The 13,691-nt window shown below is 67.6% G+C and carries 9 protein-coding genes; 3 read left to right on the top strand and 6 right to left on the bottom strand.

Annotated features, from left to right (window positions below; translation table 11 throughout):
* Positions 1 to 114 precede the first annotated feature (114 nt).
* From R3A49_02245 to cpaB, 6 genes are all read right to left on the bottom strand, one after another.
* On the bottom strand, positions 115 to 1,614 hold the full coding sequence (locus tag R3A49_02245; GenBank protein MEZ5169551.1) for a hypothetical protein: 1,500 nt from the start codon (positions 1,612 to 1,614) through the stop codon (positions 115 to 117).
* Positions 1,615 to 1,620: 6 nt separating this feature from the next.
* Complete coding sequence (locus tag R3A49_02240; GenBank protein ID MEZ5169550.1) at positions 1,621 to 2,532, bottom strand: type II secretion system F family protein; 912 nt, start codon at positions 2,530 to 2,532, stop codon at positions 1,621 to 1,623.
* A 1-nt stretch (position 2,533) separates the two neighbouring features.
* Positions 2,534 to 3,499 carry a type II secretion system F family protein gene (locus tag R3A49_02235; protein MEZ5169549.1) on the bottom strand — a complete coding sequence of 322 codons (966 nt, stop codon included), beginning with the start codon at positions 3,497 to 3,499 and terminating at the stop codon, positions 2,534 to 2,536.
* Between the two features lie 6 nt (positions 3,500 to 3,505).
* Positions 3,506 to 4,786, bottom strand: coding sequence for a CpaF family protein (locus tag R3A49_02230; GenBank protein ID MEZ5169548.1), 1,281 nt, complete (start codon positions 4,784 to 4,786; stop codon positions 3,506 to 3,508).
* Between the two features lie 107 nt (positions 4,787 to 4,893).
* The gene (locus tag R3A49_02225) at positions 4,894 to 6,213 is read right to left on the bottom strand and encodes an AAA family ATPase (GenBank protein MEZ5169547.1); all 1,320 of its coding nucleotides are present in this window, start codon (positions 6,211 to 6,213) and stop codon (positions 4,894 to 4,896) included.
* A 45-nt stretch (positions 6,214 to 6,258) separates the two neighbouring features.
* Positions 6,259 to 7,032 carry a Flp pilus assembly protein CpaB gene (gene cpaB / locus R3A49_02220; protein MEZ5169546.1) on the bottom strand — a complete coding sequence of 258 codons (774 nt, stop codon included), beginning with the start codon at positions 7,030 to 7,032 and terminating at the stop codon, positions 6,259 to 6,261.
* Positions 7,033 to 7,458: 426 nt separating this feature from the next.
* Here cpaB and R3A49_02215 point away from each other — a divergent pair, with 426 nt between their 5' ends.
* From R3A49_02215 to R3A49_02205, 3 genes are all read left to right on the top strand, one after another.
* Positions 7,459 to 8,091, top strand: a complete 633-nt coding sequence (locus tag R3A49_02215) for a pilus assembly protein (GenBank protein ID MEZ5169545.1) — start codon at positions 7,459 to 7,461, stop codon at positions 8,089 to 8,091.
* A 25-nt stretch (positions 8,092 to 8,116) separates the two neighbouring features.
* A complete protein-coding gene (locus tag R3A49_02210; protein ID MEZ5169544.1) occupies positions 8,117 to 10,789 on the top strand; it encodes a TadE/TadG family type IV pilus assembly protein in 2,673 nt (890 codons plus the stop codon).
* Positions 10,790 to 10,921: 132 nt separating this feature from the next.
* Positions 10,922 to 13,666: a Tad domain-containing protein gene (locus R3A49_02205; protein ID MEZ5169543.1), complete on the top strand. Its 2,745-nt coding sequence runs from the start codon at positions 10,922 to 10,924 to the stop codon at positions 13,664 to 13,666.
* Positions 13,667 to 13,691 lie beyond the last annotated feature (25 nt).

The raw sequence follows: 13,691 nt of genomic DNA, 5'->3' as shown, positions 1-13,691 counted from the left end.
TCGACTAGCGGCGTCGGCGACGACGCTCAGGGCCGCCGCTCGGCGCCGGGTATCCGTGCCCGGTGACTTGGCCGGCGGCCCTGTCGCGTCTCGCCCGGCGACGGGTCGGGGGCGCTACTCCTCCCGGACGTACACAGCGGTTTGGTCGTCCTCGTAGGCCACGACCCATTCCGGATCGATGTCGAGGACCTGGTTGAGTGCCTCGTCCGTCGGCCACAGCACGACCTCGACGTCGCGTCGGTCGAGGACCTCCTCCCACCCCGAACCGACGGTCGTGACCTCGACGTAGTCGTCGAGAACCTCCCGGGGGTACATGTCGACGCGGTCGTCCATGAAGACCTTCTGGGACGGCCATTCCTCGAGAATCAGGTAGCCGGCCCACCCGTCGGTCGTGAAGATCCGGCTCCCGGTCAGGCCCTCCCCCTCGAGGAACTCGACAGCGTCGACCGGGTAGCGATCCAGGGCGAAGTCGTCCTCGGCCGCTGCCCCGGCTGTGAGCACGACGAAGGCGGCGGCCAGGACCGCCAGGAAGCCCCAAGCCGGGATCATCGCCATGGGTCGGGCTCGCCCGGCCGCCCGGTCGGTACCCACGGCCACGGCCCGTGCGGCGATGGGAAGGGTCACGAGGGGAACGACGGCGATGTTCCGCTGAGCCCAGAGTGCCATCAGGACGAACGGCACCAGGACGACGAGATCACGTCGGCTGATCCGGTGGACCCCCCGTGCGATCACGACGAGCAGGACGGCGAGCCACAACCCGAAGAAGAGGCCTGTCGGCTCCCGGAAGTCGGGGGACGCCCATTCGACGACTCTGCGGAACATGTCGCCGCGGTCGAGGACGCGCACGGGGAAGAGCACGAGCTTGTACCCCAGCGGTGTGAGGAACACTGCGACACTCGACAGCGCCGTGGCGATCAGGAGGCGCCGAGGCTCTCCCTCCCAGGGTCGGCGACCATCCCACCACCCACCGGCGAGGTGGAGCGCGATGTAGAGAAAGCCCAGGGCGAAGCTCCCGTGAACGTTGACCCACAACCAGAAGAGGAGCGGGAGGAGCCACAGCACGTGGCGCCGGGCCCGTGAGTCCCGGACCTCCACGATCCACACCAGGGCGGCGAACAGCACCAGCCCGAACGCCAGCGGGCGGACCGTCCAGAGCTGGCGAACGGTGAGCGCGGCGACGAGCGTCAGGCCGGCAGCCCGCCAGGTCTCCTTCGCCAGCCGTAGAGCCAGGCGGAACAACAGCACCATCAGGGCGGCGCCCGCCAGCGCACCCAGGAGACGGATGCCGAACGGGCCGACCGCGCGGTCGATTCCGGCATAGACCACCTCGGCCAACCAGGACTGCACGACCCACTCCGTGCCCGCGGCGGTGTACGAGTACGGGTCCGCCCGTGGGATGCCCCCGGAATCCAGGATCAGCTCGCCTGTACGCAGATGCCAGAGGAACGAGTTGTCGAACAGGCGCTGGAGCCCGAATCCGAAGCCGGCGAGCGCGAACACCACCGTGATGATGGCGTCGAAGCCCGGAGCACGAATCCGCCCACGGCCGTCGGAACCAGGGCTTCGACCGTTCTCCGCCGAGGTGGCGGGCGTCGACCCCTCGGACGACGACAAGGGGTACTACAGCGCGTCGAGGAGGCGGATCATCGCCGGCCCGATGATCACGACGAACACGGCCGGGAAGATGCAGAAGACGAGGGGGAAGAGCATCTTCACCGGCGCTTTCTGCGCCTCCTCCTGGGCACGGAACCGACGCATGACCCGCATGTCGGCAGCCTGCGACCGCAGGACCCGGGCGATCGACACTCCGAAGGTGTCGGCCTGGAGCATGGCGAGGATGAATGTGTGGAGCTCGGCAACCTGCGTGCGCTCGTCGAGAGCGCGCAACGCGTCGGCTCGCGACGAGCCGATCCGCGTCTCACGGAGCACCCGGCGGAATTCGTCGGACAGGTCACCGGGAATGGCCTGCGTGGTCCGGTCGAGCGCCTGCTCGAACCCGAGGCCCGCCTCCACGCTGATGACCATGAGATCCAGGAGGTCCGGCAAGCGTACTGCCATGGCGTGCTTGCGCGCCTCGACCGTACGGTTGAGGATGGCGTCGGGCGCCACGAACGATGCGAACCAGAGGAGCCCGACGGCGATGATCCCGAAGAGCCCATCGAGCCCGATCAGCAGCAGAAGCAGCGGCGCCCACACGATCACCGAGAGCGCCCCGAGCACCTTGTAGATCAGGAGCCGGTCGCTCGTCAGTGCCGGCGGACTGCCTGCGAACACGATCTTCTGCTCGACCTGCTCGACGTACCCCTCGGGCGTGAAGCGGCTACCGAGACGCGCCACGGCGTCGGCGAGTGGCTTGGCGACACGGTCGGTGAAGCCCTCGAGCATCTCCCGGTCGCGGGCATCGGTGACCTGGTAGCCCTCGAGCTGCTTCAGGGACTCGCGTGCCTCGGCCCGTTCACCGACCAGCGATCCGACGTACCAGACAATGGCGACGACGGACACCGCGAGGAGCCCGATGGCCAGATAGAGCATCTCAGACCTCGATCGCGACGATCTTGCGGAGCCAGAAGAAGCCGAGCACGGCGGCGGCTCCGGCAACGATCATGGCGATGATGCCCGCGGTGTTCTCGAAGAGTGCGTCGAGATACCCGGGGGACACCAGGACGAGTATGCCGGCGAAGGCGAAGGGGAATATCCCGAGCACGATGCCCGACAACTTGCCCTCGGCGGTCAGGGTCCGGATCTCGGCGCGGAGGCGCTCGCGCTGGGCCATGGTCTCGGCCACCGTGTCGAGCAGCTCGGCGAGATTTCCGCCGGCCTCACGTTGGATTCTCACGGCCAGGACGGCCCACTGGAGGTCGTCGCTCTCCATCCGGTCGGCGGAGTCCTCGAGAGCGTCCTCGAGCGTGCGCCCGAGCTGGACCTCGTTGAAGACCCGTCGGAGCTCCTCGCCCATGGGCCCCGACGCGTCGTTGGCGACGGCCTCCAGCCCCTGTTGAAAGGAGAACCCGGCACGCAACGATCCGGCGAGAAGGCCAAGCGTGTCGGGGAGTTCGGCCTCGAACCTCTGGAGCCGCTTGGCCCGTCGAGAACGGACGACGGCGATGGGAACGAGGATGGCGACGACCAGCACGATCAGCGCGGCCACCCATTCACCCGAGATGACGAAAGCCAGCACCGTGAGCACGAGCGCGCCTGCGACGTAGAAGAACAGCGCTTCGGCCGCACGGAGCGGGAGATCCGCCTGTTCGAGTTCGTTCTCGACGCGGTCCAGGAACCCGGCCCGCTCGGCGAACCGTTCGGTCGCGTCGACGGCGCTCCGCATGACGCCGGTCTCGGCGAGGTGGTAGTCCGCGTCGTCGGGGATCCTGCCCTGGAGTGCGGCGCTCTGGTACTCGGCGAGTTGCTCGGTGGGGTCGTCGCGCGTGAAGACCAGCACGAGGCCGATCGCCAGCGACACCACGGCGATGCCCAGGAGGGCGGCGATGAGGATCTGCATCGGGGCCTACCGGATCCCGACGACGCGCTGCTTGTAGGGCTGCTGCGTGAAGAGCTCGGGGGCCATCTCGAAGCCGTGGTCGGAGAGGCGCTCACTGAAGCTCGGGCGGATCCCGTTTGCCTTGAGGTGGCCGGCGAAACGGCCGTTCTCGTCGACACCCATCGAGTAGTCGTAGAGGTAGATGTCCTGGAGCACGACGACATCGCCCTCCATCTGGAGTACCTCCGAGATGTGGGTGACCCGGCGTGTGCCGTCGCGAAGACGCGACAGGTGGACGATCACGTCGAGCGCCGACGCCATCTGCTCCCGGATGGCCCGCATCGGGAGCTCCATACCGGCCATCAGCGACATCGTCTCGACGCGCGCCAGAGTGTCGCGCGGTGAGTTGGAGTGGACCGTCGTGAGCGAGCCGTCGTGGCCCGTGTTCATGGCCTGGAGCATGTCGAGCGCCTCACCACCGCGAGCCTCACCCACGACGATGCGGTCGGGCCTCATCCTCAGGGCGTTGCGGACGAGATCACGGATGGTGACCTCCCCCCTGCCTTCGATGTTCGGAGGGCGCGACTCGAGCGAGCACACGTGCTCCTGGTGCAACTGGAGCTCCTTGGCGTCCTCGAGTGTGACGATCCGCTCGTCCTCGGGGATGAACGAGGACAGGACGTTCAACAGCGTGGTCTTCCCGGTGCCGGTCCCCCCGCTCACGATCACGTTGAGGCGACCACGAACACACAGCTCGAGGAACTGCGCGGCCTGGGCGGTGAGAGTGCCGAACCGGATCAGGTCATCGACCTGATAGGGATCGGCCGCGAAGCGGCGGATCGTGAGGAACGGCCCGCCGATGGCCAGGGGCGGCAGGACGACGTTCACCCGAGACCCGTCGGGAAGCCGCGCGTCGACCATGGGTGTCGCCTCATCGACGCGACGGCCCACCTCGGAGACGATCTTGTCGATGATCCGTCGGAGGTGACCGTCGTCGATGAACCGTGCGTCGGTGCGCTTGATCTTCCCGTCGACCTCGATGTAGACCTCGTCGTGGCCGTTGACCATGACCTCGGTGAGCTCGGGGTCCCGCAGCAACGGCTCGAGAGGTCCGTAGCCGAGAACGTCGTCGGTGATGTCGGCGACGAACTGGGTCTTCTCCTCGGCGGACAGCGCCGCCTTCTCCAGCGCGAGGGCGGCGTGAACCTGCTCGTGGACCTTGCGCTTCAGCTCGAGATCGGAGAGCCGCTCGTCGTTGAGAGCGGGCCCGAGCTCCTGGATGACGAACTGGTGGACCTTGAGCCGCATCTCCTCGATCTCGGAGGTGCGGTGCGACACCGGCGTCTTCTGGAACTCCTGCCAGCGGTTGTATTCAGCCATGGGTTCTCCCGTGGACGTGGGGGCGCGGCGCCGGCTCAATCACGGTCCTTGCGGCGCCGGCGACGGCGCTTCTCCTTCTTGTCTCTCGTCTTCCGCCCGCCGCCACCGTCGGGCTCGCTCGACTCCGCAGGATCGGCCCCTTCGCTCGCGGTCGGCCCGTCGGGGCGCTCGATCGAGGGTGCGCCGTCGGTGTAGAAGTCGACGATCTTGACGAGTGCCTCGGCGGCACCCGACTTCGGGCTGTCGAAGATGACGGGAACGCCACGGTTCACGGCCTGGGGCACGGCGATGTCGGAGGGGATCGGGAACTGCACCTGGAGGTCGAGCGCTCGTTCGATCTCCTTCAGGTCGAGGCGGACCTTGGCGTTCGCCCGGTTGAGGACGAGCTTCAGCTTGGGCCCGGCGAGCGACAGCAGATCGAGCGTCTGCATGCCGACCTTGAGGTTCTTGATGCTCGGGATGTCCATGCTGGCGACGAGGAGGACCTCGTCGGCGGCCTCGATCGTGGCCAGGACGACGTCGTCGAACTGCGGGGGGAGGTCGACCACGACGTAGTCGGACATCGTCTGGAGCAGTGAGAGGATCTGGATGAACTCCGCCGGACGGATCTGGTCGGCGGCCGAGGGCTCGATCGGCGCCGCCAGGACCCGGAGGCCCGACGCAGGGTGTTCCACCGACAGGCTCTCCATGAGGCTCTCGTCGGCCGTCTGCACCGAGGCTGCGGCGTCGATGACGCTGTGCTTCGGCGGAACCCGGAGCATGACGGCGACGTCGCCGAACTGGAGGTCGGCATCCACGAGGAAGACGTTGCCGTCGGTACGCCGCGCCAGGTCGGCGGCGACGTTGACCGCGACCACGCTCTTGCCGACACCGCCCTTGGTGGAGAACGAGGCAATGAGCTTGCCGCGCTTCGAAGACGTGTCGGCCGCGACCGCCCGGGCGGCCTCCTGGACGAGTACGTCGCCGACCCGGGCGACGGCTTCACTCAGCTGGGCGTCGTCGGCGAGTGCCACGACGTCGCGCACTCCCGAGCGGAGGGCCGACTGGAGCAGCTCTGTCGTGAGCTCCTCGACCGCCATCACGACACCGGTGTTGGGCTGCGTCCTCGCCAGCCACTGGACCTGGTGGAGAGCACCGGCATCGCCGAGGCCGGGACCGAACACGACGACGGTGGGCCGGTCGACGCTCAGGTCGTCGGCCATGGCCTCGACCGTGTCGAATGTCGCCGACGGTGAGCCGCCGGACAGCTGCACCGACAGCCGCATGCGTGCCCCGGGGTCGGGGTCGACGATTCCGACGTCGTAGCGCGCGGGGCCCGGCTGGGTGTTCAGAGCGTTGTTCCCTTGATGTTCCACGGTGACCTCATCGTCGCGCGGTGGTTCGGTCGGTTGTCGGTCGGTTCAGTTGAACAGGTTCTCGTTGGTGACCTCCGGCGTGAGGGGCTCGGGCTCGAAGTCGGTCGGGGCCAGGCTGAGGTAGATCTGCCCACCGCCGAGGCTCGCCTGGGCCAGCTTCAGCGCCTGCGTGGAGGTGCCCTCGAGGGTGAAGAGACCGCTCGTGGCAGGAGCCGCCGGCTGCTCTTCGGCGTTGGCGTTGGCGTCGGCCGCGACCTGCTCGGGGAGCCCCGTCGACGAGCCGAGGGCGAGCACGTTCATGTTCTGGAGCATGAACTGCGTCCCCCCGTCGAGGAACACCATGACGTTGACCCGGTCACCGACCGATACGAGCCCGGCGACACCGCGCTCCGCGCTGGCGGAGATCGTGACGGCCTGGAGTTCCACGCCGGCATCGTCGCTGTCGTTCCGGAGGCGGTCGGCGAGCAACCCGCCACCGGGTGTGATGTCTTCGGGAGGGGCGAAGTTCGTCGGCGTGATGAACTGACCCTGATCGATGTCGGTCACGGCGACCGTGTCCGACACGGAGTTGATGTCTGTCAGTGCGTCGGGTGGGGCCTCGTCCTTGAGCGCGTCGGTTTGGGCGACGAGGCCGGACTCGGCAGCCTCGTCGCCGGTCGTGCCTTCGGGGATCGGAGCCACGGCGCGCAGGACCTTGACCGTTTCGACCTTGTCCTCCGCGCGCTCGTCGGCATTGCTGAGGTAGAGGAAAGCAAGGACGGCGGCAACAACACCGAGCCCAATGCCCACCAGGAGCAACACTGTCCGCCTGTTCTGCACTCTCTCAACTCCCGTCTCATGCGCCGAGCGCGTCGGCCGGTCCCCCCATGTATCGGATCCGGCGCCGCCGGCGTGAGGGAAGTCCCGGGTTTTTCGGCTGCGCCGGGCACAGCCCCCCGGGGCCGCCTAGTTTGCCCTATCTGTCCGGCATCCGGCAAGGACCGGCCCCCGAGGCACCCGCGCCGGGGCCGGAGCCGATCTGGGCCGTTTTCCTACGGCAGGCCCTGCCGGTGCCGACCGGAACACTGTGCGCTGCTGCCTAGACGGAATGTCACACTCCGTGTACCCTGATCGCCACGTCCGAATCGGGTCGTTTCGCGATTCGACCGTTCCTGCGGGGCGTCAGGGTCGTCGATGCGGCCGGGACGAACATCAGCGTGACGGACGGTGGGGGATCATGTCGGTGTCGACAGAGGAACGGGTGTGGTGAACGGCTCACGGCGGCGCATCTCCCGTCGGCGCGCCACACGCGGGACCGACACGCGTTCTGGCGAGCGCGGCGCCGTGGTCGTCGAGGCGGCCATCTTGCTTCCCGTCATCACCCTGCTTCTCTTCGGCCTCGTCGAGTTCGGGCTCCTCTTCAAGGACGAGCTCACGGTGTCGAGCGCCGCCGGGGCGACCGCCCGCGAGGGAGCCGCGATCCCCAAGCAACCCGACTACCAGGACGACATGATCGAGGAACTCAACAGGCGCCTCACCGGCACCGGGCTCGGCTCCGGCGACCAGTTCGTGATCTACAAGGCCGACCCCGGCCAGGACAACGGACTACCCGACGGTGCCACCAGCGAGGGAGAGATCTGGGACGCCTGTGAGGCGGCGACGGCCGATTGCACCCGGTACGAGTACAACGGCACCGACTGGGTCCAGAACGGCGCGGCCGACTGGACGGCCGCGGAGCAGTCGGCGTGCCGCGACGGCGAGCTCGACCAGCTGGGCGTGTGGGTGAACATCACCCACGACTACATCACGCGGTTCATCGGCGTGGGGTCCCGCCAGGTCACCAGCCGGTCGCTCTACGCCCTCGAACCTCGCCTGCCCGGTGAGTGCGAGGCAACCTAAGGGCTGACAACCTAAAGGCCGATACGTGTCGAAGAGAGACCGTCCATCCGGCAGCGTGCGCCGCCAGCACGGCTACATCCTGGTGTGGTTCGCCGCCATGATGGTTGTGCTGCTCGTGTTCGCGGGCTTCGCCGTCGACCTCGGCTTCTGGTACCTCACCGGCCGCAACGCCCAGCGCACCGCCGACTCGGCAGCACTGGCCGGTGTCGTCTACCGGGAAGGCGACGTCACCAACAACGACACCGCACGCGACGCCGCATTGGCCAACGCCACCGAGAACGGCTACACGACCGGCGAGGACGACACCACGGTCACCGTCCACTTCGACGACGCCGGGGGCACGACACTGCCGCTCAACCAGCTCCGCGTCGAGGTGGAACGCAAGGCCCCCAGCTTCTTCACCCGCCTGCTCGGCTTCAACGGCGTCGACATCAGCCGCGACGCCGTCGCCGAGTACGAACCACCCCCACCTCTGGGAAGCCCCAGCAACGTGCTCGGCAACGAAGGCCTGCTCCTCGGTGAGGCGTCGTGGAACTCGCTTCCGTCGGGCGACCAGATCCAGCAGTCCCTGTGGCTCGACATCCACGGCACCCGTACCCAGACGGCCCACGGCGACCAGTACCAGACCGACAACTGCCAGCCGGCCTGGGTGCCCCAGGGCGGTGGTCCCCTCTTCTTCTACGCCCAGCCCTGTGAGGCGAGCCCCGATGACACGGTGAACCAGGACTACGTGGGAGGGGGCCTGGGAGGAGGCGTCCCCGGCAAGGACGGGTACTTCTACGTGGTCGAGGTCGACGAACCGGAGGTCGGAGAAACCGTCGATATCCAGATCTTCGATCCCACCTTCATGGATCAGGGCACCGACTGCCGCGAATGGTCGATGCGGGAGGCCGCGTCGCCGGCAATCCTCTACAGCACCCCGATGGGGAAATTCGCCATCCCTCCCGTCGCCGACGGCCTGTGGGACCTGGGCCTCAAGAACAACCCTGTCCCGCTGAGGTACAACGGGTTCAACATCAGGGCGATGCCGAAGGTCTCGGGCAACGCCAGCCAGGTGGCGCAACTGGCGCTCGACCTCCTCCGGGGCCCGGCACCGCCACCGCCGACGTTCTTCTCCCCCACAGAGGTCGTGACGAAGTACAACTTCTGGGCCACGCTCCAGAACTACGGTGTGAGCGAGGCACAACTCCAGGACGCCATCGAACGCTTCAAGTCCGGCCCCGACCCGGGGCCGACGGCGCCGGCCGCCGACCGTCGTCCGACCTGCACCGGCGACACCCGTCTCCTGGCCAACCTCGCGCTCTTCCCGTGCATCTTCTGCGGCGGCGGTGGGGGTGGCCTCCCGCCGTGGGTCGGCGGCTCGACCGAGGGTCAGGGCGGCGTGACCCCTCTCCCCCCGGCAACCCCGGGCGAGGTCGGTACCGGGCCGCCTGGCTCGTTCGACTCCCCCGACCCGCCCCCGGCCGTGCCTTTCGCGTCCTCGTCGTCGGTTGCGGCGCGCCCGGAGATGGCGGCAGCCACTACCCCGCTGCGACCCGCGCGCAGCGACATGAGCGGTTTCGACAGTCTCCCCGAGACCCGCTACACCGTCTACGACAGCCGCGGCACGGTCGGCCAGCACGCCGACGACATCGCGGCCACCGAGGCCACCTTCCCGGGCGGGTCTGTCCCCGACTGCGCGCAGACGTACGGCTGGTACTCCACCTATCTCCCCAACAAGCCCGGGGTGGACCCGTGGAGCGAGTTCAATCAGAGAGAGGGCTACTGGTGGAACTGGCTCTTCAAGGGCCTGCACTCCCAGTACATCGGAAACGTCTTCGGCGTGAACTTCGGAACGGTGACCTACGGTGTCGATATCTCGTCGCCGGGTCCCTACGACTCCGGCGGAGTCCAGAATTACGGCCACACGTTCCGCGACACGGCACGCAGGTGGGTCACGCACTGCTCGGTGACAATCAGCAACGATCTGATCCACAACGGGAAGGTCCAGCTACTGGTGAAGGCGCAGACCAACTACCGCGACGGTGGGGTCACCACGGCGCAGTGCAACAGCCCGAGTTCCACCTGCGGAAAGGGCGCCAACCGGTTCTCGCTGCGGGCGCAGCGAAGTGGCGGCTCGCTGGGCACGACCGGGACGGACGTCAGCGTCTTCGCCGACCAGCGCATGGCCGTGATGGGGAACTTCCTCGATGCCTCGGGCGGCGACTTCTGGCTCAGCAAGGTTCTCGAGAACGCGTCGCGCGACCGCGCCCTGAAGGCGAGTTTCTTCGATCCCGGTGACATCGCCGTCTGTGCTGATGCCGACGGTGACGGTGTGCCCGACAGCGCCAGCGGCGACGACTGCTCACCCGCCGGCTACGGCAACAACGTTCACGGCACGCTCAGCATCATCCAGCCCGACGGGAGCGTGTTTCCGGGTTGCTCGTACGCCGTGTACGGACAGGCTGAACAGACCGTGTCGCCGTGTTCGATCGACGTCCTCGACAGCGACCTCAACGGGAAGGTTCTCGACCTCAAGATCCCGATCCCGGCCGGCGGCTACGACTGCAACGGCGACCCCGAGACCGACCCGACCGCGTGTTGGATCCGGGCGCGCTTCAACTGGAGCGACCCCGACCCGGGCTTCGTGATCCGCCCCGAGGACGTCACCACGTGGACGGTGGAGCTCGAGGGCGTCCCGGTCCGCCTCGTCGAATAGCGCCCGGGGGCTCGGGCCGAGGCCCCGGGAGGTTCTTAGTCCTTGAATGCCCGATATGTGTTATTCTCTAAGTCGGTACTGTCAGGACGTCGGCCCTCAGGCGCTGCCCCGGGCGGCCGAGTAGGGGAAATCGTGGACAGCGACCGAAGCCGACCATTCCGAAGTGGGCGCCGCCAGCACGGCTACATCCTGGTGTGGTTCGCCGCCATGATGGTTGTGCTGCTCGTGTTCGCGGGCTTCGCCGTCGACCTCGGCTTCTGGTACCTCACCGGCCGCAACGCCCAGCGCACCGCCGACTCGGCAGCACTGGCCGGTGTCGTCTACCGCGAAGGCGACGTCACCAACAACAACACAGCGCGCGACGCCGCCCTCGCGAACGCAGCCGAGAACGGCTACGTCACGGGTGAGGACGACACAACGGTCACTCCCCTCTTCGAGGATGCTGAAGGCGTCGAACTGCCGCTCAGCCAGCTCCGTGTCCAGGTGGAACGGAAGGCCCCCTCCTTCTTCACCCGGCTCCTCGGATTCGACGGCGTGGACATCACCCGCGACGCCGTCGCCGAGTACTCGCCCTCGCCTCCTCTGGGAAGCCCGAGCAACGTGCTCGGCAACCAGCCGATCATCGGCAGCGACACGTCGTGGATCGACGACTCGAGCCTCGACCTCGGCCAGAGCTTCTGGCTCGACATCCAGGGGCCCCGCACGCCGACGGTGGAAGGCGACCAGTACCAGACCGACCGGTGCAACAACATTCGCATCCCGCAGGGCGCACAGGGTCAGCCTCCGCCACCCCTCTTCAGCTGGATCGGGCCCTTCGACCCGGAGGCCTGCAATCCGGTGACCGGCACCAACGAGTACTACGAGGACGGCAGCGGAAAGGACGGCTACAACTACATCGTCGAGGTCGACGACGTGGACCCCGACAACCCCGGCACCATCGATCTCGAGATCTTCGACCCCGCCTTCCTCGACCAGGGCGTCGACTGCCAACGCTACACGATCGACGGCAACGCCGCGCTCGCCTTCGGCGCGATGAACCCCAGGAACCCCTTGGGTATCCCGTACGACGTCGTGAGCCAGCTCGGGATCTTCACCGAGGTCCCCATGGCCACTCCACTGAGGTTCAGTCTCGCAACCTGGAACCAGCGTGCGCTTCCACGGGTCATCGGCCCGATCGGTGCCGTGGCCCAGGCGATTCTCGACGACGGGATGCTCAATCCCGCCACACGACCCACCGACCCCAACATCTCCCATCCCCCGTGGCTCGGTATCTACCCCGCTCCCGTCTACAACGTCACCCGGTGGAACCTCTACGCAACGCTCTCCAATTACGGAATCACCGAGGCCATGCTCCAGGACGTCGTCGAGCGCTTCGCCCCCGGGCCGTTCGAGCCCGGCTGCACCGGCGATGACTCCAACGGCGCCAACCTCGTCCTGTCGCCCGGCCTGGCGTTCTTCGCCTGCCTCTTCGGGGGATGCGGCGGAGGTGGCTGGGGCGGTGGCACCGCTCTCGACCAGCCCGCCGACATCACACCGATCCAGCCGGTCGACCCCGGCGAGTCGCCGCCGATCGGGATCCCGGGCTCGCCGTCGTCGGAGTCGACGTCGCCGGATCCTGCCATTCCGTTCTCGGGCGATTCCGTCTTCGCTTCACCCGTGGTCGGCTCCTCCGCCACACCGCTTCGTCCTGCCCGCACCGACATGACGCAGTTCGACGGCCTGCCCGAGACCCGCTTCACCATCTCCGACGCCAACAAGACGCTGCGCGAGCACGACGACAACGTTCCCGTACCCTCTTGCCCCGGCGCCGGCGACGACGCCGCGACCTATGGCTGGTACTCGCCCTTCGTCCCCACCGCAGCCGACCTCGCCACGCCCTGGGACGACGGTGGGAGCGGATACTTCTGGAACTATGTGTTCAACGGGCGGTACGCGGCGAACGTGCCGGCGCTGTTCGACATCACATTCGGCAACGTCCGTTACGGCGAAGACCTCACCTCGGCGGCCACCTTCTGGGCCGGCGGAGTCCACGAACTGGGCCACGACTTCCGCAGCACGGCGCGCCAGTGGGTGAAGCCCTGCGGCGGGGAGATCCCCATCGATCCGAACTGGATCACCGGCGACGGCAAGGTGCAACTCGTGATCAACGTCGACACGGGGATCCGCGACGGCGGGACCACCACGCAACTGTGCAACTCCGCCGCGACGACCTGCGGACGTGGTGGGAACAGGTTCTCCATTCGGGCACGGCACAACGGAGCAGCCGACGGTGTCAACGTGTTCGCCGAGGGCAGGCTCCAGCTACTGGGTAACTTCCAGGGATCAACTGGGAACTTCTGGCTGACCGAGCTCGCCGAGAACGACACCCGCGACCGCGTGCTACGTCTCACCTTCCACGACCCCGGTGACATCGCGGTGTGCGATGACCTCGACGGCGACGGCAAGGTTGATCCCGATCCGAACCCTGACGACACCATCTCCGACGTGCGCTGCTCACCCGCCGGCTATGCGGAGGGTGACGCCGACGTGCCGAACGACGTCATCGGCACGTTGCGGATCCTCCAGCCGGACGGAACCGTGTTCCCGGATTGCGAGATCGCGAAGGTGAGCGACCCCGACACGATCCTGAACCCGGGCGACGACTGCGAGATCACAAACCTCGACTACAGCTTCAACGGCGATCTCCTCGAGATCCGGATCGACATCCCTGCCGGGGGTTTCCACTGCGACGGCGACCCCGACGTCGATCCGAGCGCGTGCTGGGTAGTCGCTCAGTTCGAGTATCCGGCTTCCTCAGCAGGCCAACTGGTGAAGCCCTCGGATGCCACCACGTGGAGCGCGATTCTCGAAGGAGTCCCCGTTCGACTCGTCGAATAACGCCCGGGCAAAGGCCCCGGCCCCC

This window comes from Acidimicrobiia bacterium (genome assembly GCA_041394025.1).
Taxonomy (GTDB): Bacteria; Actinomycetota; Acidimicrobiia; order IMCC26256; family JAOSJL01; genus JAOSJL01.
The sequence above is the reverse complement of the archived record's forward strand: the minus strand, read 5'-3'. Positions and strand labels throughout refer to the sequence as shown.

Excerpts from the sequence above, each read along its gene's own strand:
- R3A49_02230 (MEZ5169548.1), bottom strand. The coding sequence starts at position 4,786 with ATGCGGCTCAAGGTCCACCAGTTCGTCATCCAGGAGCTCGGGCCCGCT.
- R3A49_02235 (MEZ5169549.1), bottom strand. The coding sequence starts at position 3,499 with ATGCAGATCCTCATCGCCGCCCTCCTGGGCATCGCCGTGGTGTCGCTG.
- R3A49_02240 (MEZ5169550.1), bottom strand. The coding sequence starts at position 2,532 with ATGCTCTATCTGGCCATCGGGCTCCTCGCGGTGTCCGTCGTCGCCATT.